General features: G+C 58.4%; 17 protein-coding genes and 1 pseudogene. 16 read left to right on the forward strand and 2 right to left on the reverse strand.

Annotated features, from left to right (window positions below; genetic code table 11):
* Positions 1-6 precede the first annotated feature (6 nt).
* On the forward strand, positions 7-1,881 hold the full coding sequence (locus tag HYZ49_02585; protein MBI3241164.1) for a diguanylate cyclase: 1,875 nt from the start codon (positions 7-9) through the stop codon (positions 1,879-1,881).
* Between the two features lie 49 nt (positions 1,882-1,930).
* Here HYZ49_02585 and HYZ49_02590 read toward each other — a convergent pair whose 3' ends face one another.
* Positions 1,931-2,323 carry a hypothetical protein gene (locus HYZ49_02590; protein ID MBI3241165.1) on the reverse strand — a complete coding sequence of 131 codons (393 nt, stop codon included), beginning with the start codon at positions 2,321-2,323 and terminating at the stop codon, positions 1,931-1,933.
* Between the two features lie 331 nt (positions 2,324-2,654).
* Here HYZ49_02590 and panB point away from each other — a divergent pair, with 331 nt between their 5' ends.
* From panB to HYZ49_02625, 7 genes are all read left to right on the forward strand, one after another.
* Positions 2,655-3,560, forward strand: coding sequence for a 3-methyl-2-oxobutanoate hydroxymethyltransferase (gene panB / locus HYZ49_02595; GenBank protein ID MBI3241166.1), 906 nt, complete (start codon positions 2,655-2,657; stop codon positions 3,558-3,560).
* Between the two features lie 12 nt (positions 3,561-3,572).
* Complete coding sequence (locus HYZ49_02600) at positions 3,573-4,478, forward strand: ketopantoate reductase family protein (GenBank protein ID MBI3241167.1); 906 nt, start codon at positions 3,573-3,575, stop codon at positions 4,476-4,478.
* A complete protein-coding gene (locus tag HYZ49_02605) occupies positions 4,475-5,311 on the forward strand; it encodes a pantoate--beta-alanine ligase (protein MBI3241168.1) in 837 nt (278 codons plus the stop codon). The genes HYZ49_02600 and HYZ49_02605 overlap by 4 nt, the downstream gene beginning before the upstream one ends.
* Before the next feature lie 42 nt (positions 5,312-5,353).
* The gene (locus HYZ49_02610; protein ID MBI3241169.1) at positions 5,354-6,328 is read left to right on the forward strand and encodes a P1 family peptidase; all 975 of its coding nucleotides are present in this window, start codon (positions 5,354-5,356) and stop codon (positions 6,326-6,328) included.
* A 191-nt stretch (positions 6,329-6,519) separates the two neighbouring features.
* Positions 6,520-7,851, forward strand: a complete 1,332-nt coding sequence (locus HYZ49_02615) for an aminotransferase class III-fold pyridoxal phosphate-dependent enzyme (protein MBI3241170.1) — start codon at positions 6,520-6,522, stop codon at positions 7,849-7,851.
* A 75-nt stretch (positions 7,852-7,926) separates the two neighbouring features.
* Complete coding sequence (locus tag HYZ49_02620) at positions 7,927-8,331, forward strand: zf-TFIIB domain-containing protein (protein MBI3241171.1); 405 nt, start codon at positions 7,927-7,929, stop codon at positions 8,329-8,331.
* Positions 8,331-9,491 (forward strand): CoA transferase, encoded by a 1,161-nt coding sequence (locus tag HYZ49_02625; GenBank protein MBI3241172.1) that lies wholly within the window; start codon positions 8,331-8,333, stop codon positions 9,489-9,491. The genes HYZ49_02620 and HYZ49_02625 overlap by 1 nt, the downstream gene beginning before the upstream one ends.
* Positions 9,492-9,712: 221 nt before the next feature.
* Here HYZ49_02625 and HYZ49_02630 read toward each other — a convergent pair whose 3' ends face one another.
* Entirely contained in the window at positions 9,713-10,348 is a 636-nt protein-coding gene (locus HYZ49_02630) for a lysophospholipid acyltransferase family protein (GenBank protein ID MBI3241173.1), read from the reverse strand.
* 327 nt (positions 10,349-10,675) lie between these two features.
* Here HYZ49_02630 and HYZ49_02635 point away from each other — a divergent pair, with 327 nt between their 5' ends.
* The 8 genes and pseudogenes from HYZ49_02635 to HYZ49_02670 all read left to right on the forward strand — a co-directional run bounded on the left by HYZ49_02635 (position 10,676) and on the right by HYZ49_02670 (position 18,487).
* A complete protein-coding gene (locus tag HYZ49_02635; protein ID MBI3241174.1) occupies positions 10,676-11,941 on the forward strand; it encodes an argininosuccinate synthase in 1,266 nt (421 codons plus the stop codon).
* Positions 11,942-12,050: 109 nt separating this feature from the next.
* Positions 12,051-13,433: an argininosuccinate lyase gene (gene argH, locus HYZ49_02640; GenBank protein ID MBI3241175.1), complete on the forward strand. Its 1,383-nt coding sequence runs from the start codon at positions 12,051-12,053 to the stop codon at positions 13,431-13,433.
* Positions 13,434-13,708: 275 nt separating this feature from the next.
* Complete coding sequence (gene lysW, locus HYZ49_02645; GenBank protein MBI3241176.1) at positions 13,709-13,873, forward strand: lysine biosynthesis protein LysW; 165 nt, start codon at positions 13,709-13,711, stop codon at positions 13,871-13,873.
* A gap of 59 nt (positions 13,874-13,932) precedes the next feature.
* A pseudogene (locus HYZ49_02650) lies at positions 13,933-14,587 on the forward strand (RimK family alpha-L-glutamate ligase).
* 22 nt (positions 14,588-14,609) lie between these two features.
* Positions 14,610-15,647: an N-acetyl-gamma-glutamyl-phosphate reductase gene (locus HYZ49_02655; GenBank protein MBI3241177.1), complete on the forward strand. Its 1,038-nt coding sequence runs from the start codon at positions 14,610-14,612 to the stop codon at positions 15,645-15,647.
* A 104-nt stretch (positions 15,648-15,751) separates the two neighbouring features.
* Complete coding sequence (locus tag HYZ49_02660) at positions 15,752-16,555, forward strand: [LysW]-aminoadipate kinase (protein ID MBI3241178.1); 804 nt, start codon at positions 15,752-15,754, stop codon at positions 16,553-16,555.
* Complete coding sequence (locus HYZ49_02665) at positions 16,555-17,262, forward strand: class I SAM-dependent methyltransferase (protein MBI3241179.1); 708 nt, start codon at positions 16,555-16,557, stop codon at positions 17,260-17,262. The genes HYZ49_02660 and HYZ49_02665 overlap by 1 nt, the downstream gene beginning before the upstream one ends.
* A gap of 40 nt (positions 17,263-17,302) precedes the next feature.
* Positions 17,303-18,487, forward strand: coding sequence for an aspartate aminotransferase family protein (locus tag HYZ49_02670; GenBank protein ID MBI3241180.1), 1,185 nt, complete (start codon positions 17,303-17,305; stop codon positions 18,485-18,487).
* Positions 18,488-18,560: the final 73 nt, after the last annotated feature.

Genomic DNA, 18,560 nt, shown 5'->3' on the forward strand with positions numbered 1-18,560 from the left:
TCATTCGTGGACACCCAATATCTTCTGCAAAACGCCGCCTTAGAAGCGGCGGCGAACGGAATTGTAATCACCGATAGCCTGGGCCGAATTATCTGGGTGAATTCAGCCTTCACTCGCCTTACCGGCTATACCGCTGAAGAAGCCGTGGGGCAGACAACACGCTTGCTGAGATCGGGTTTTCACGATCAGACCTTCTATCAGACTTTGTGGCAGACAGTTCTTTCCGGGCAGGCCTGGCATGGCGAAATGGTCAATCGCCGCAAAGACGGCAGCTTGTATACCGAAGAGCAAACGATCACCCCGGTTCGGAACGGGCACGGCGAAATCACCAATTTCATTGCCGTCAAACAGGACATCAGCCGGCGCAAGCGGGCCGAGGATATGTTGCGCCGCCAGTTGGACGAGCTGGAGGTGTTGCACACGGCGGCGGTGGCCGGGGCGGCGGCCACAGACGTGGAGGCGTTGATCGAACAGACGATTCAGATGATCGGCGAGCGGCTTTATCCTTCCGGCAGTTTAGGCGTCGGGCTGGTGGATGAAGCCGCCAATGTTTTACGCATCCACTGCTTTTATCAGGGCGGACATCAGAAGCGCACCTCGCCGCTTAACCAGGGCCTCACTGGCAAGGTGTTGGCAACCGGCCAGCCGATCCGATTATCCAGAGTAACTCGCAAAGTGGACACTGGCCTGCTTCCGGGCCTTCTGTCGCGGCTGTGTGTGCCACTCAAATTGGGCGAGCGGATTGTGGGCGTGATCGGCGCCGACAACGCCCAGGAGGGCGCTTTCACCGAAGCCGACGAGCAATTGCTGACGACGATTGCCGGGCAGTTGGCGGTTGCCATTGAGAAGTTGCGACTCTACCAGGACGCTGCTCGAGTGGCCGAGCGCCGGGCTGTTGTTTATCGGGCCACCGAGGCAATCAGCGCCAGCCTGGATTTGGAACAGGTTTATTCAGCTATCCATCAGGCCATTGTTCAACTGATGCCGGGCGAAGACATCGTCATTGCCCTGTTGGACGAACAACGAACAGAACTGGAAAACGTCTATTTTGTCGAGCAGGGCGAGCGCCTGCCTTCCATTCGATACCCGGCGAATCGCGGCTTGGGCGGCCATATTGTCGCCGCCGGAAAATCAGTGCAATTGGGAAACATGGCCCTGGATATGCCGGACATTCAACTGGCCTATTACGATGTGGGACAAACCCGATCGTTGTTGGCCGTGCCGCTGTTGCTAAAAGGGCAGGCGATTGGAATGTTGTCGGCTCAAAGCTACCAGACAAACGCTTATACGATTGACGATCGAGAGATGTTGGAGCTACTGGCTTATCACGCGGCCATTGCCATTGATAACGCCCGCCTGTTCAATAAAGTCCAACGATTAGCCGTCATTGATTCTCTCACCGGCCTCTACAACCGCCGCCAGTTTTTCGCCCTGGCTGTGCGCGAGTTTGAGCGTTCCCGGCGCTACCACGAGCCTTTGTCGGCCATCATGTTTGATATTGATTACTTCAAGCGCATCAACGACACCTACGGTCACGCCGTCGGCGATCAGGTGTTGCACCTGATTGCCGAGCAGTGCCAGGGTTGTATGCGCGAGACAGACCTGCTGGGCCGCTACGGCGGCGAAGAATTTGTCGTCCTGTTGCCGGTTACCGATCGTCACAACGCCCTGATCGGCGCGGAACGCTTGAGCCGGTGTATTGCCCAGTTGTTTATTTCCACTGACGTCGGGCCTCTCACCGTCACCATCAGCCTGGGCGTGGCAACGATGGACTCTACCTGCGCCGATGTGGAAACACTGCTCGACCGCGCCGACCAGGCCATGTACGCCGCCAAACGGGCGGGCCGGAATCAGGTGAAGGTCTACGAGCCGCCGGCCTGACCTGAAACCCTAAAAGTCTTCAAGACCTTTAGGGTTTGGAAATAGGCCCTCAGGTTTTCACCGCCTTGAGTACGTCGGCGATTTCCGGGTAATCTCCAGCATAATCGTTGACGTAAACATAGCGAATGATGCCCGTCTGAGCGACGACGAACAGGCCGCCGAGCATAGCCGTGTCTCCGGTTGCCCGGCCTTGGGTGAAACCGGCTTGAGTGGCGCGAATGCTGGCAACGTATAACTTAGGCTCCAGCAGCTGACCCAGCCCGCGGCGCTTGAGGCCCCAGGCGAAATGAACGTCGTTCGTCTCATTTGCCAGGCAGGTGACGCTGGGCGCAAGTTTGCCGCCGTACCTCGCGGCGTGTTTTGGCTTGCCAATACCGACCGCCACAATTTTCAAACCGGCGGCCCTGATTTCATCTTTGTTCTGCTCCAACTGAGCAAGCATGTGGCGGCAGTGTAGTCAGCCAAAGTGCCGCAGGAAGGTGAGCAGGACCGGCCCGTCACGCCAGGTTTCGGCCAGCGCCACTGGCTGGCCGTTCACATCCAACACAATACTTTCCGGCGCGCGGTCGCCGACGTTGAGTTTGCTTTCCACTGAGTCTAGCCTTTCGTCATAGAGTTTGGAGCAAGGCAATTCTATCAAACATCTTGTATTAGTATCTGAGGGAATCGTGCTATACTTTGAGCGCCGCTTGTATCCCCGGAACGAGACGGCTGAACAAATGCAACCCTCATCTTATCCCCGGGCGTCTCACTTTATTCAAAGGAGATAGCCAATGTCCGCTCAACCTTCCTCCGATCGCAAAAAAATAACCACCCTCACCTTTCGCCAGCGCAAAGAGCACGGCGAGGCGATCTCTATGCTGACGGCATATGATTACGCCACTGCATTGGCCGCCGACCAGGCCGGGATCGACTCTCTGCTGGTCGGCGATTCGCTGGGCATGGTGGTGCTGGGCTATGAGAACACGCTTCAGGTCACGATGGAGGACATGCTTCATCATGCCAAAGCCGTGTCGCGTGGCGCCAGGAAATCGTTGCTCATTGGCGACATGCCCTTCATGTCGTATCAGGTTTCGGCAACCGAGGCGGTGCGTAATGCTGGCCGTTTTTTGGCCGAAGCCGGGATGGATGCCGTCAAGCTGGAGGGCGGGCGCGAAGTCGCGTCCACCATCGAAGCAATTATCAACGCCGGCATTCCAGTGGTCGGCCACATCGGCCTTACACCGCAGTCCATTCACAAACTCGGCGGCTACCGCGCACAGGGCCGCACCGCCCGCGCCGCCCGTCATTTGCTTGAGGACGCCCTCATTCTGGAAGACTCGGGGTGTTTTGCGGTGGTGTTCGAAGCGGTGCCCGACCGCCTGGCAGAGTTGATCTCACAAAAGCTCACTATTCCTACCATTGGCATTGGAGCCGGGGCCGGGTGTGACGGACAGGTGCTCGTCACCCACGATTTGCTTGGCCTGTTCGACCGTTTCACGCCCAAGTTCGTCAAGCGGTACGCCGACCTGAATGCTGAAATGTTGCGCGCCTTTGCGGAATACAAAAAGGACGTGGCGACTCATGTTTTCCCGGCTGAAGAACACGCTTACTCAATCCCCGACGACGAATGGCGCGCTTTGTTGACCGATCTCGAATCAGAGCCGATCGAGTATCCTCATCACCTGCACCTGGCGTAAACGATAGCAAACATGTTCGTCATCGTCGGCACGGGTGCGCTCGCTTCGTTGTTTGCGGCGCGGCTGGCCCGCTGCACCTCAGGCCCGCTGTGGATGCTGGGCACTTGGGCGGAAGCCGTCGCGGCTATCAACACCACGGGGATCGTAGTGGAAACCGGGTCGGGCGCGGAAACCGTTCGTGTAAAAGCGACGGCTGACCCTGATCAGTGTTCCGGCGCGGAAGCCGCCATCGTGCTGGTAAAGTCATGGCAAACAGGACGAGCGGCCAGACAGATCACCTCGTTTCTCGCTCCGTCGGGTGTGGCCCTCACGTTGCAAAACGGCCTGGGTAATCTGGAGACGCTCGGCGCAGAACTGGGCGTGGAGCGGACAGCGCTTGGTATTACGATGCAGGGCGCAACTTTGCTTGGCCCGGGCCGCGTGCGAGAAGGCGGGCGCGGCCCAATTCACCTGGCCGATCACCCTCGACTTGGCTCAGTTGTTGCGCTTCTTCGCGATGGCGGTTTTGAAGTTCATCTTGCGCCTGACGTTACGCCGCTGATCTGGGGTAAGCTCGTCGTCAACGCGGCCATCAACGCCCTCACTGCCTTGCTTCGCGTCACAAACGGCGAGTTGCTCAACCGGCCCTCGGCGCTAGCCCTGGCCGACGAAGCCGCCCGCGAAGTTGCCGCCGTAGCCGCCGCTAAAAACATCACCTTGCCTTTTTCTGATCCTGTCTTGCGCGCTCATGAAGTGATGCGCCTGACCGCTCACAACCGCTCCTCGATGCTTCAGGATGTGTTGCGTAACGCGCCAACCGAAGTGGAGGCGATTAATGGCGCGGTGGTTCGTGAGGCGCATGTTTTGAATGTGAGTACGCCTGTCAATGAAATGTTATGGCGGCTGGTGACGGCCCTTGCCCAAGAACACTCAACATGAATACTTTTGCCACGATTTCCGATCTCCGTCGCGCCCGCCTTGCCCTCGCCGGCACACTCGGCCTGGCGCCGACGATGGGCGCTCTCCACGAAGGCCACCTCTCGCTGGTTCGCCGGGCCAAAGCCGAAAACGATCATGTGGGCGTGAGCATCTTTGTCAACCCGGCTCAGTTTGGGCCAAATGAAGACCTTAGCCGCTATCCGCGCGATCTGGATCGTGACTTGAGCCTGCTGGCTGAAGCCGGGGCTGATCTGGTGTGGACGCCGACTCCTGAAATCGTGTACCCGCCCGGTTTCCAAACCTTTGTCGCCGTCGAACAAGTCGCTTTGCCGCTTGAAGGGCAGGCCCGCCCCGGCCATTTTCGCGGTGTGGCGACTGTCGTCGCCAAACTCTTCAATGTCTTCACGCCCGATCGCGCTTACTTCGGCCAGAAAGACGCTCAACAAGTGGCCGTCATCAAACGCATGGCCGATGATCTCAATTTTCCACTTGAGATTGTCGCCTGCCCAACTGTGCGCGAGCCGGACGGTTTGGCAATGAGCAGTCGTAATGCTTACCTTAGCCCAGACGAGCGCAAGGCCGCCACTGTTTTATATCGCGCTCTTTCCGCCGCTAGAAATGCTTTCGACAAAGGCGAGCGGGGAGGTGATACGTTGCGCGCCATCCTTTCTTCGACAATTGCCGGCGAGCCGCTGGCTCGGATAGATTATGTTTCTGTGGCTGACCACCGCACACTGACGGAATTGGACCGAATTCCTGACAACGGTGTTTTGCTTTCGCTGGCGGTGAGGATTGGGGCAACGCGGTTGATTGATAACTTCTTGCTGGAATAATGAGCGGCTCGCTGACCGAACGCTCCGAAAAGAATTCGCTTTATGCACAACGCTCTCACTGACGTGCCCGGTTTGAAGGTTGGGCATTGGACAAATCTCGAAGCCGCAACGGGTTGCACGGTGGTGCTGTGCCCCGTTGGCGCAGTCGCCGGAGTGGATGTGCGCGGCTCGGCTCCCGGCACTCGCGAGACGGCCCTGCTGGATCCGGTTTCCCTGATCCAGAAAGTTCATGCCGTCGTGCTGGGCGGCGGCAGTGCCTTCGGGCTGGCCGCCGCCGATGGCGTGATGCGCTGGCTTGAAGAGCGCGGTTATGGCTACGACACGGGCGTTGCCAAAGTGCCCATCGTGCCAGCCGCCATCTTGTTTGACCTGAGCATTGGCCGGTCGGACGTTCGACCAGATTCTGCCGCCGGCTACGCCGCCTGTGAAGCCGCCACCGAGGGGCCGGTTGCGCAGGGCAACGTCGGCGCCGGTACCGGCGCAACCGTCGGTAAGATGCTTGGATTCAAACAAGCCACAAAAGCCGGTTTGGGCACTGCCAGCAAACAAATCAGCGGCGGCATCACCGTGGCCGCGCTGACCGCCGTGAATGCGTTTGGCGATGTCTACGATCCTGAGACTCGCCGAATAATTGCCGGAGCGCGCAAAATTATCGGCGGCGGCTTTGCCGACTCGATGGAATTTGCCGAGAGCATGATCGGCCAAAATATTTCCAAGTTCGCCCCGGGCCGGAACACCACCCTGGCAGTCGTCGCCACCAATGTGGCGTTGACAAAAAGCGGAGCGACAAAGATGGCCCAGATGGCTCACGACGGTCTGGCTCGTGTCATCCGCCCGGTACACACTATGTTTGATGGCGACACGATCTTTGCCCTTTCCCTCGGCGACAAACAAGCCGACTTGAGTTTGATCGGCGCGCTGGCGGCTGATGTGCTGGCGAAGGCCGTGATTTCAGCCGCCAACGCCGCCGAGTCCCTGGCCAACATCCCGGCGGCGCGCGATCTCAAAGCAGGCTGATCTTCAATTTCAACCACCCTGCAAGCTTCAATTTGAAATTCGGAATTGTAGGGCGAATTGTCAATTCGCCCTACAAAAATCGGCCAAACTCGATTTATCAAACAGGCTCTGATGATTTGGCGGGCTTTCTATTCCAAAGCCTGTTGAGGAATGCGGCCTGTGTATAATTGGCGGCAACTAAGGAGACTCCCATGACCCCCGAAGAAATCGTTGCTCTTACCAAAAAGCACTCATTCTTTTCCTGGTCGGCGCAGGACGCCGTCAACCCGATTCCGATGGAAAAAGCCAAAGGCGTTTATTTCTGGGATGCCTACGGCAAGCGCTACCTGGACTTGAACTCGCAGTTGATGTGCGTCAACATCGGCCACGGCGACCGGCGGGTGATTGACGCCATCAAGGCTCAGGCTGAAGAACTGGTTTACGCCGGGCCGAGCATGGCTACCCGCGTCCGCGCCGAGATCGGCCAACTGCTGGCCGAAGTGACTCCCGATGGCCTCAAGAAGTTCTTCTTCACCCTCGGCGGCGCGGAAGCCAACGAGAACGCGATCAAAATGGCGCGCGGCTTCACCGGGCGGCAGAAGATCATCGCCCGCTACCGTTCCTATCACGGCTCCACCGCCGCCGCCATCACCCTCACCGGCGACCACCGCCGCTGGGCCAACGAACCCGGCATCCCTGGCGTCATCCACGTTTTCGATCCTTACAAATATCGCAGTCAGTTGTATCAGGAAGGCGACAGCGACGAAGTCTTTGCCCGCAAGTGCCTGGATCAGATGGAAGAAGTGATCATGTACGAAGGGCCGCACACCATCGCCGCCATCTTCATCGAAACCGTCACCGGCACCAACGGCATCATCATCCCGCCCGACGGCTACTTGCAGGGCCTGCGCCAGATTTGCGACAAGCACGGTATTCTGTTGATCTGCGACGAAGTGATGTGCGGCCTGGGGCGCACCGGCGAGTGGTTTGCCGTTGACCATTGGAAAGTTGTGCCAGACCTGATCACCATGGCCAAAGGTTTGACTTCGGCTTACATGCCGCTGGGGGCAATCGCCATCAACGAAAAAATCGCCGACTACTACAAAGACAAAGTCTTCTACGGCGGCCTGACCTACAGCGCCCACCCGATGAGTTTAGCCGCCGCCGTCGCCAACCTGAAGGTGATGAAGGAAGATGACATCGTGGGCAACTCGAAGCGCATGGGCAAAGTCATGGCTGGAATGCTCGACGACCTCAAGGCCGAACATCCGTCGGTGGGCGACGCGCGCTCGATTGGTTTGTTCGGCGTGATTGAGCTGGTGAAGAACCGGAAGACGAAAGAGCCGATGGGGCCTTACGTCGGCGCCAGCCCGGAGATGGCGAAGCTGGGCGCGTATCTCAAAGAAAACGGCATCTATAATTTCACCTGGCGCAACATGCTTCACACCAACCCGCCGCTCTCCATTAACGAATCCGAACTGCGTGAGGCGTTTGAGGTGATCAACAAGGCGCTGGAGATTACGGACAAGGCGGTTGCTGAGTAGTAGTCGGTGAACAGTGATCAGTAATCAGTGGGACTTCACTGATCACTGTTCACTGATAACTGATTACTCGTGCGAATGGCAGAAAACGATACCGAAAATCTTGGCTCCTGCCCCAACTGCGGCGGCGCATTCGAGTCGGTTCGCGTCGGGCCTTACGTCATTGACCGTTGCGCGAAATGTAGCGGACTGTGGCTCGACGAACACGAGCTGGAGCGTATCCTGGCGATTGACCACAGCGCCCTCAAACAGAAGCGCGCCAGCACCGACCCCGGCCTCAACAAGTCGGGCAAGAAGGGGCGGTGTCCCCGGTGTGGCGGCATCTTGATCAAGCTCACCAACTTGCGGGCCAACGTCACCACCGACTCGTGCACGATCTGCTACGGCGTCTTTCTCGACGCCCACGAACTCGACGCTTTCGACCACCCCAATCTGGCAGGCCGCGTCGGCCAGCTTCTCCGCAAACTCGTCGGGCGCGGCTGATGCCAATCTCTAATCTCAGAATAATTGATCTGACCGAAGCCCTCGCCGGCCCCTACTGCACTATGATGCTCGGCGATCTCGGCGCAGACGTGATCAAGATCGAGCGCCCCGGCGCAGGCGACCAATCGCGCAAGTGGGGGGCGAAACGACCGGACGGCGAGAGCGCCTACTTCTGCTCCACTAATCGCAACAAACGCAGTCTTACGCTCGATCTCAAACAGCCCGCCGCGCAAGATGTCATGCGCCGCCTGCTCGTCACTGCCGACGTGTTGGTGTGCAACGTGCCGCGCCTCGACAGCCTCAAGCGCCTCGGCCTGCATCCTGATGACGTGCGCGCCGCCTACCCAAAGCTCATCTATTGCGCCATCTCCGGTTACGGCCACAGCGGGCCGAACGCCGGGCTGGGGGGCTACGACCTCGTCGCCCAGGGTGAGGCGGGCCTGATGTCAATCACCGGCACGCCCGAGTCCGCGCCCATTCGCTATCCCATTCCATTGGCCGACATGACAACCGGCATGTATTCGGCGCTGGCCATTCTGGCGGCGGTGATTACCAGACAGGCGACGGGACAGGGCCAATTCATTGACATGAGCCTGCTCGAAAGCCAGGCGGCGTGGACGACGATTGTGGCCGCCGACTACTTTGCCACCGGCGGCCCGCCCAAACCCATTGGCAACGATCATCCCAGCATCGTGCCTTATCAGGTCTTTCACACCGCCGACAAACCGATCATCATCGCCGTTGGCACCGACAAGCTGTGGGCGGCTTTTTGTGAAGTCCTGAGTTTGGGGTCGGAAGTCCGTGACGACCCGCGCTTTGCCGACAATCCGGCCCGCGTTGCCAATCGTCAATCACTAATCCCCATTCTCCAGTCTCAACTTTCGACTCAGTCTGCCGACTACTGGCTTCCACGCCTGCGCACCGCCGAGATTCCGTGCGGCCCCATCAACGCCATCCCCGATTTGTTGAACGACCCGCACTATCTCGCCCGCGAAAACCTGGTCGCGTTTGGCGGCCTCACCATGCTTGCCAACCCGATGAAGCTTGCAGGCACACCGCCCAGCTATCGCCTGCCGCCGCCGAGGTTGGGCGAACACTCGCGGGAAATTCTGAAGTCGCTGGGCTACTCTGAAAGCGAGATCGGGAGGCTACTGGGTTAACAAAAAAATAGCTGCCCGTAGCCCTTGGGAGACAAGCATCCTGAGCGGAGGCCCACGTGCTGTTCGTGGGCCGTAGTCGAACGCTTCGCGTGCGGCACATGCGCGAAACCCGCGTCCTTCGACTGCGGGTCGGGACTGCACCGACCCTCCGCTCAGGACGCTACTCGTGAGCAGGTGCGTAAAAAAAAACTGCCCCGGCTGTCAGCCGGGGCAGTTTGCGCTCAGAGGCCATTTGGCCTGAATTGGATTTCACCGAACTGGTGCGGGAACTTGCCGGCGATGCCGGCGTAAAACTGGCGGATGATCTCCAGATCAGCTTCCATGTTGCCGGTCGGCACAATCGTCGGGCCGACGCCCCCAACCTTGCGCCCGTAATCCAAATAAGCCAACGCAATCGGAACCTGGGCCTTAAGAGCGATTTGATAGAAGCCGGATTTCCAGTAAGCAACCTTCTTTCGCGTCCCCTCGGGCGTAATGCCCAACAGCAGGCGGTCATACTGCTTGAAGGCGGCCACCATCTGGTCAACCACGTTTTGGGCCGCGCTCCGGTTGATGGGGATGGCGCCGAACCAGCGAATGACTTGCCCGATCACCGGCCAGCGCGTCGCCGAGTCTTTCACCATATAGCCGATGTGCCAGTTCCGCATCAGACCGATAGCAAAGGCGCAAATCAGGCCGATGGGCAAATCCCAGTTGGAGGTGTGCGGGGCCACAATGAGCACGACCTTCGAGTCGGCTGGTAGTTGGGCATCCACTTTCCAGCCGATGAGCCGGAGCAGGAACTGGCCGAGGCGTTGTAGAGCGCCACTGCCGTAGCCCAATGTTGATATTTTGTGATTGGTGTTTTGTAGAGTCATGGTGTCGAGTTTTGCCAATCATACTACAGAGTTGCGCCATCTTTCAGGCACAATCCACAATGGACAGCCCGCCCCGGCCCGGATAAGATTGGGCCAATGTTCAGTTTTTCGCGTCGTTCCAGCCGTCGTTTTTCCTGCAACCCCGTTCCGGGCCAGGCGGCTGTCCGCGCTTAAGCTGAATCTGATTTTCTTTCGCGCATAAAGCCCTCCGAGTCCCGGAGGGCTTTTTATTTTAGCCACGAATCGCTTCGCGCCAATTTGCACGAATTGATTTTTTGTTCGTGATAATCCGTGTAATTCGTGGCAAGGAAAGAGGAGACAATTAGCATGTCAAAGAAGGATGTCAAGAAAATAGTGTTGGCGTATTCGGGCGGGCTGGATACGTCCACCATTGTGCCGTGGCTGAAGGAGAATTACCCCAGTTCGGAAGTGGTGTGCTTCTGCGCTGACATCGGCCAGAATGAAGACCTATTGGGCGTGCCGGCCAAAGCCATCGCCTCGGGCGCAATCAAGTGTGTGGTGAAGGATTTGAAAGAGGAATTTGCCAAAGACTATCTCTTCAAATTGCTCAAGTCCGGCGCAGTGTACGAGCATAAATATCTGCTTGGCACTTCGATTGCCCGGCCTCTGATCGCCACCCATCAGGTGAAGGTGGCTGAGGAGGAAGGGGCGGACGCCGTCTCACACGGTTGCACCGGCAAAGGCAACGATCAGGTGCGGTTTGAACTGACATTCACTGCCCTCAATCCCCGTCTCAAAGTCATCGTCCCCTGGCGCGAGTGGGACATCCGCTCACGGGAGGACGCGATTGCCTACTGCAAGAAACACAACGTGCCGGTGACGGCGACGACCAAATCCATTTACAGTCGCGACGATAATTTGTGGCATCTCTCGCACGAGGGCGGTTTGTTGGAGAACCCGGCCAATGAGCCGGAAGAGGCCATGTTCCAGCGGTCGGTTTCCCCTGAGAATGCGCCCGACACGCCCGAATATGTTGAGGTCACGTTCGAGAAGGGCGAGCCGGTGGCGGTGAATGGCGAGTCGTTGTCAGCTTACAAACTGATCGCCAAGTTAAACGAAGTCGGCGGCAGGCACGGCGTGGGCCGGGTCGATCTGGTGGAGAACCGCCTGGTCGGGATCAAGTCGCACGGCGTGTACGAAACGCCGGGCGGCTCTCTGCTGGTAGCCGCGCATCGCGAGTTGGAGGCGATCTGCCTCGACAAAGAAACCTTGCATTACAAGCAACAGGTCGGCCTCAAGTACGCCGATCTGGTTTATAACGGCCAGTGGTACACACCCATTCGTGAAGCAATTGATGCTTTCATCGAAGTGACCCAGCGGCACGTGAGCGGCACGGTGAAGCTCAAGCTGTACAAGGGCAACATCATCACCGCCGGGCGCTGGAGCGAGAACTCGCTCTACCGTGAGGACTTCGCCACCTTCGGCAAGGAGGACGTGTATGATCAGTCGGACGCCGAAGGCTTTATCACCCTCTTCGGCTTGCAGATGAAGGTGAACGCGATGCTGGACATTGCGGCCAAAGGGCAGACGCGCTATCGCGAGCCGGACTACTCGAAGTTCAAACGGGATTAGCCTTACCCCCTCCCCGGCCTTCGGCCACCCCTCCCCCTCTCCTGAGCGAAGCAACATCGCTCAGGAGAGGGGGAGGGGACGGGGGTAGGGGTGAGGACGGAAGGCGGCTATGACTCTTTGGGGCGGGCGGTTTGAAGGCAAGATCGATCCGCTGGCGATGCAGTTGAATGCGTCGCTGGCGGTGGACAAGCGGTTGTGGGATGCCGACATTTGCGGGAGCGTGGCCTGGGCGAGGGCGCTAGCGCGAGCGGGCGTAATCACAGCGGCAGAGGCCGACAAACTGTGCGCCGGTTTGCAAACGGTGTGGGCCGAATTCAACGACGGTTCGTTTGCATTTGCGGCGAGCGATGAGGACATTCACACAGCCGTGGAACGGCGGTTGGGCGAGATCGTCGGCGAGGTGGCCGGCAAACTGCACACCGGGCGCAGTCGCAACGATCAGGTGGCGACCGACTTTCGATTATGGACGATGGAGGCAATTGGTGTTCTGGTGAATCGCGTAGGCACTTTGCAGTCCACTCTCGTCGCCAAAGCCGAGGCTGAACTCGAAACGATTCTGCCGGGCTACACGCACACCCAACGCGCCCAGCCAATCCTGTTCAGCCACTGGTTGCTGAGTCACTTCTGGGCGTTGGAGCGAGACAAAGAGCGGCTGGCTCAGACTCGAGGGCGAGCGGACGTGATGCCGCTCGGATCGGCGGCGCTGGCCGGGACCGGGTTTCCAATTGATCGGGCCGCGTTGGCCGCCGACTTAGGGTTTGCCATCGTGGCCCCGAACAGCCTTGATGCGGTGGCCGACCGCGACTTCGCCGCCGAGTTTCTTTTCGATTGCGCCCTCATTGGCTCGCATCTTAGCCGCCTGGCCGACGCGCTGATTTTGTATTCGACAACAGAGTTCGGGTTTGTGGAGATGGCCGACGCTTACTCAACCGGCTCCAGCATCATGCCTCAGAAGAAGAACCCGGATATGCTTGAACTGGCGCGGGGCAAGGCCGGAACGTTGATCGGGTTGTTGACCGGCTTGCTTTCGGTTTTGAAGGGATTGCCGTCGGCTTACGACAAAGACTTGCAGGAGGACAAAGCCCCGGTCTTTGCCGCCTTTGATATGTTGGACGTGTTACTGCCGGTGGTGGCCGGAACAGTGGCGACGATGGCGGTGAACCGGGAGCGGATGCGGGCGGCGGTGGACTCGAGCCTGCTGGCGACCGAGTTGGCAGATTATTTAGTCAGGAAGGGCGTGCCATTTCGGGCGGCGCACGGCGTTGTCGGTAAGATGGTGCGAATGGGGATCGAGAGAGGATTGGAGATTGGAGAATTGAAATTGGATGATTTGCGTGAGATCAGCCCGGCGTTCGACGAGGACGTTCGGGCCGCCTTCAACGCCGCCACGGCGGTGGCGGCCCGAAACGTGATCGGCGGCACCGCCCCGGAGTCGGTTCGGGATCAACTCGAGGCGGCCAAATCGTTAATCGAAACCGGCTCATCAACTTGAACAAACGAAGGCGCGAGATGTTATGCAGGATTGCTCATGACCCTTGCTTCAAGTCATGATAAATTTGGCCTAATGTTTACAGTTGCTCTACCCAAGCGTGAGTTCCGTCTGCCGAGCCGTCCCAAATGGGGTCTCGGTTAGTTTGGCTTGGGTAAGCACTTTGAAGTTTTAGGCCACGCGAACGGAGACCCCTCACTTTGAGGGGTTTTTTATTTTTCCAGACCTGTCAGGTTTGTTGGAAACCTGACAGGTCTACTGAAAAGGAGACTATGATAATGGCTACTTGTCCTGAATGCGAAGGCGCTTTGACTCTCGGCGGCGACGTGCAGAGCGGTGAGATCGTCGTCTGCGGCGATTGCGGGGTTGATCTTGAAGTGATCAGCCTTGCGCCCCTTTCGCTGTCGCTGGCTCCCCAGGAAGCGGAAGACTGGGGGGAATAAATAGCAAATAACCAGTAACCGAGAATCGGTTACTGGTTATTTGTTATTGCTGAGAACTTATGAAGATTGGCGTTTTATACTCGCGTGTGCGAGTCGAAGAGAAGTGGTTGTTTGAGGCGCTGGACAAGCGTGGGCCGGATGGGGTCAGCTATGACAGGATTGACGACCGCGAGGCCAAATTCAATTTGGACGCGCCCGGCGAGTGGTTGAACTACGACGTGGTGCTGGAACGCGGTGGTGCTCAAACCGGTGATCGGCTCGTGGGGGCGGATGGTGTCGAAGATCAACGACCGCGAGGCGGCGGAGGCCGTCCTTGAGCATCGTGAAGTGCTGGGCAACTATCAGCACCAGATTTTTTATATTCAAGAACTCATTCGCAAGCCGGGCCGAGACATCCGGGCCTTTGTGGCCGGCGACGAAACGATGACGGCGATTTATCGCACCTCGGAGCATTGGATCACCAACACGGCGCGCGGCGGTAAAGGGAGCGTGTGTCCGGTAACGCCTGAGTTGAATGAAATCTGTCGGGCCGCCGCCGAGGCGGTGGGCGGCGGGGTTCTGGCCATTGACCTGCTGGAAGACCCCGACCGGGGCTTGCTGGTCAACGAAGTCAATCACACCATGGAGTTCCACACGACTGTGCCGACGACTGGCGTGGACATTCCGGGCAAGATTATTGATTACACAGTGCAAGTTGGGAAGGCAAGGAAATGAAGGAAATGGGGGAAAAGGGTTGATGGCGATTCGGGTTTCGATAGTTGGGGCGTCGGGGTACACCGGCGGCGAGTTACTGCGGCTGTTGCTGTTTCACCCGCAGGTGGAAGTCTATCAAGCCATCTCTAACAGCGCCGCCGGCGAGTTCATCCACAGCCAGCATCCCAATTTGCGCAAGCGAACGCAGTTACAATTCACCAGCCGCGATGCGCTGAAGGAGTGCGATGTGCTGTTTCTGGCGACGCCGCACGGCGAGTCACAGAAGCAGATTGAGCGCTGGGCAAAGTTTGCGCCGAAGATCGTTGACCTCTCGGCGGACTTTCGCTTGCGCGACGCGGCGCTGTACGAACGCTGGTACGGCGAGAAGCACGCCGCGCCCGACTGGCTGGGAAAGTTTGTGTACGGCCTGCCGGAACTTCAGCGCGAGGCCATAAAGACGGCGAATTACATCAGTGGGGTGGGGTGCAACGCGACGGCGTCCAATTTAGCCCTCCTGCCTCTAGTAAAGGCTGATCTGCTCCACCCGACCCAACCCATTGTTGTGGATGTCAAAACCGGATCGTCCGAGGGTGGCGCGACGGTCAACCCCGGCTCACATCACCCTGAAAAGAGTCACTCGGTGCGTTCGTACGCCCCAATCGGCCACCGCCACACCGCCGAAATTATCCAGGAACTTGGTTTGCATGATGTGCATTTGAGCATGACAGCCGTGGACTTGGTGCGCGGGGTGTTGGCTACGGCCCATGCCTTTCTCAAGCCAGGCGTGACTGAAAAGGATTTGTGGCGGGCGTACCGGGCGGCGTACAGCAACGAGCCGTTTGTGCGGATCGTGAAAGACCGGGGCGGCATCCACCGCGTGCCCGACCCCAAAATTCTCGCCGGGTCAAATTACGCCGACGTGGGCTTTGAGCTTGATTCTGAAACCGGGCGGTGCGTGGCACTGGCGGCGATTGACAACCTGATGAAGGGTGCGGCGGGCAGTGCCGTGCAGGCCATGAACATCATGTGCGGATTTGAGGAAACGGTGGGGCTGGAATTTCCGGGCCTGCACCCGATTTAATGGGACGCAGATAAACGCAGATACACACAGATTTTTTATCTGTGTTCACACCTGCACTTGCGTTCCGGTGCAAGTGTCTGTGTAAATCTGTGTCCAATACACTGATGATTGTTGTGAAAATGGGCGGTACAACCGGCGTGAATGTGGAAGCGGTGATGGCCGACATTGCCGTGCAAGTGCGCGCCGGGCAGAAGATGGTAGTAGTGCACGGCGGTTCGGGTGAGACGAACGCTATTTCGGAGCAACTCGGCCACCCGCCGCGATTTGTCACTTCGCCGTCAGGTTTCACCTCACGCTACACCGATCGGGCGACGCTCGAAATTTTTGCGATGGTGACGGCGGGCAAAATAAATACGTTGCTAGTAGAGAAATTGCAGAAGCTGTGCGTCAACGCTTTCGGTCTGTCGGGCGTGGACGGGCGGTTGATGGTAGCAAAACGCAAAGATGCTATTCGTATCGTCGAGAACAGCAAACAGCGGATTTTACGGGATGATTACACAGGGAAGATCGAAGAAGTAAATAGTTATTTGTTATTGATGTTATTGGATAACGGTTACACGCCGGTGATTGCGCCGCTAGCGATCTCGCCCGAAGGCGACGCGCTGAACGTGGACGCCGATCGGGCGGCAGCGATGGTGGCCGGGGCCGTGGCGGCTGAACAGTTGATCATCCTCTCCAACGTGCCGGGCCTGCTCCGCAATTTTCCCGACGAGAGTTCGCTCATCGCACACATTGACAAGGCGAAGGTAGAACAATCCCTTGAATTTGCCGAGGGGCGGATGAAGAAGAAGGTGCTGGGCGCGAGTGAGGCGCTGGGCCTGGGCGTGGCGAAGGTGGTGTTCGCCGATGGCCGCGTAGAGACTCCGGTGGTGAATGCGCTGGCGGGCAAAGGAACAGTGATCTCGTAATGTTCTCAAAGTCAGCGGCTTTCTATGATGCAATTTACGCCGCCGTCGGCAAGGACTACGGGCGTGAAGTTGAAATTTTGCACGCGCTTATTCAAGAGCATAAACGTTCCGCCGGCAACAGCTTGTTGGACGTTGCTTGCGGTACGGGAAGCCACATTCTTCATCTAAGGCAACACTACGACGTCTCCGGCCTCGACCTCGACCCAAGCATCTTGAAGGTTGCCCGCCAGCGTTGTCCAGATGTGAACTTCTATCAGGCCGACATGGCCGATTTTCAGCTTGACCACCAGTTCGATGTAGTCACCTGCTTATTCAGTTCAATCGGCTATGTCAAAACAGTGGAGGGACTTGGGAGGGCCATTGCGACCATGAAGCGGCATTTGCAACCTGACGGCCTGTTAGTTGTCGAGCCGTGGTTCGCGCCTGACGACATGCGCTCCGGCTACGTCCACGGCGTGTTTGTCGATCAACCTGACCTCAAGATCGCCCGTATGAGTGTTACCGTAATCGCCGACAAGGTTTCTTCGTTCGACTTTCATTATCTTGTTGCTACGCCGAACGGCGTGGAGCATTTTGTCGAGCATCACGCGCTTGGCCTGTTCACACACGACGAATATTTGTCTGCCTTCCACGCCTGCGGACTAGAGGCGATCCACGACGTTAAAGGTCTAGACGAACGTGGCCTGTATCTCAGCCTCAACGTCTGACTGGCTATCTGACCATTTGACTACCCGACTACCTGACCACATGACTATTCAAGACCTCGAATCCCAATACACTTCCGGCCTGTACACCAAACGCCCCATCGCCATCGTTCGCGGCAGTGGGGCGCATTTGTGGGACAGCGACGAGAACGAATACATTGACTGCGTGGGCGGGCAGGGGGCAGGCAACCTGGGCCACGCCAACCCGGCAGTGACGGCGGCCATTGTCGCTCAGGCCCAGACGCTCATCAGTTGCCCGGAGATGTTTTACAACGATCGTCGGGCCGAGTTGATCCAGAAATTGATCGGCATTGCGCCGAAGGGCATCCAGCGCGCTTACCTGTGCAGTTCCGGCACGGAGGCCGTGGAAGCGTGCCTCAAGTTCGCGCGGATTGCGACGGGCCGCAAAGAAGTTGTGGCGACGATGCGCGGCTTTCATGGCCGGACGATTGGGGCGCTCTCGGCGACGTGGGAGAAGAAATACCGCGAGCCGTTCGAGCCGTTGTGGCCCGGTTTCAAACACGTGGCCTACAACGACCTGGCCGCCCTCGAGGCCGCCGTCACCGACCAGACGGCGGGCGTGATTCTGGAAGTGGTGCAGGGCGAGGGCGGGGTGCGGCCCGGCACGCTAGAATTTTTGCGCGGCGCGCAAAAGCTGTGCCGCGAGCGCGGGGCGATGTTAATCGTTGACGAAGTGCAGACCGGATTCGGGCGCACGGGCAAGATGTTTGCTTGCGAGCATTACGGCCTGGAGCCGGACTTGATGGCGCTGGCAAAGTCCATCGCCGGCGGCCTGCCGATGGGCGCGGCGTTGATTGGCGAACGGGTGGGGCAACTGCCGCCGCAGGTGCATGGCTCGACGTTCGGCGGCAACCCGCTGGCGTGCGCGGCCTCGCTGGCGGCGATTGAGTATTTGCAGGCGAACCGTTTACCTGAGAGAGTTGCGGAGATGGGAGATTGGTGGATTGGAGAATTGAAGAGAATTGAATCGCCGCTGATTCGTGAAGTGCGCGGGCTGGGGTTGATGGTGGGGATTGAACTCAAGCAAAAGGTGACGCCGTTTTTGCAGGCGTTGATGGCTAAAGGTGTGCTGGCCCTGCCTGCCGGGTTGACCGTCTTGCGGTTCCTGCCGCCGCTGGTGATTGAAGAGGCCGACTTGGTGCGGGTGGTGGAAGCGGTGAGGGAAGTACTGGCAGAGCCGGTCAAAGCGGGCGTTGTTGAAGAATAAGAACCTGTCTCTAAACTGGTGTTAGGTGACTGTCACCGGGGAGAGAAATGCCTGAATTTCACCGCATAGCATT

The organism is Chloroflexota bacterium (assembly GCA_016197225.1).
In the GTDB taxonomy this organism is placed as follows: Bacteria; Chloroflexota; Anaerolineae; order Anaerolineales; family VGOW01; genus VGOW01.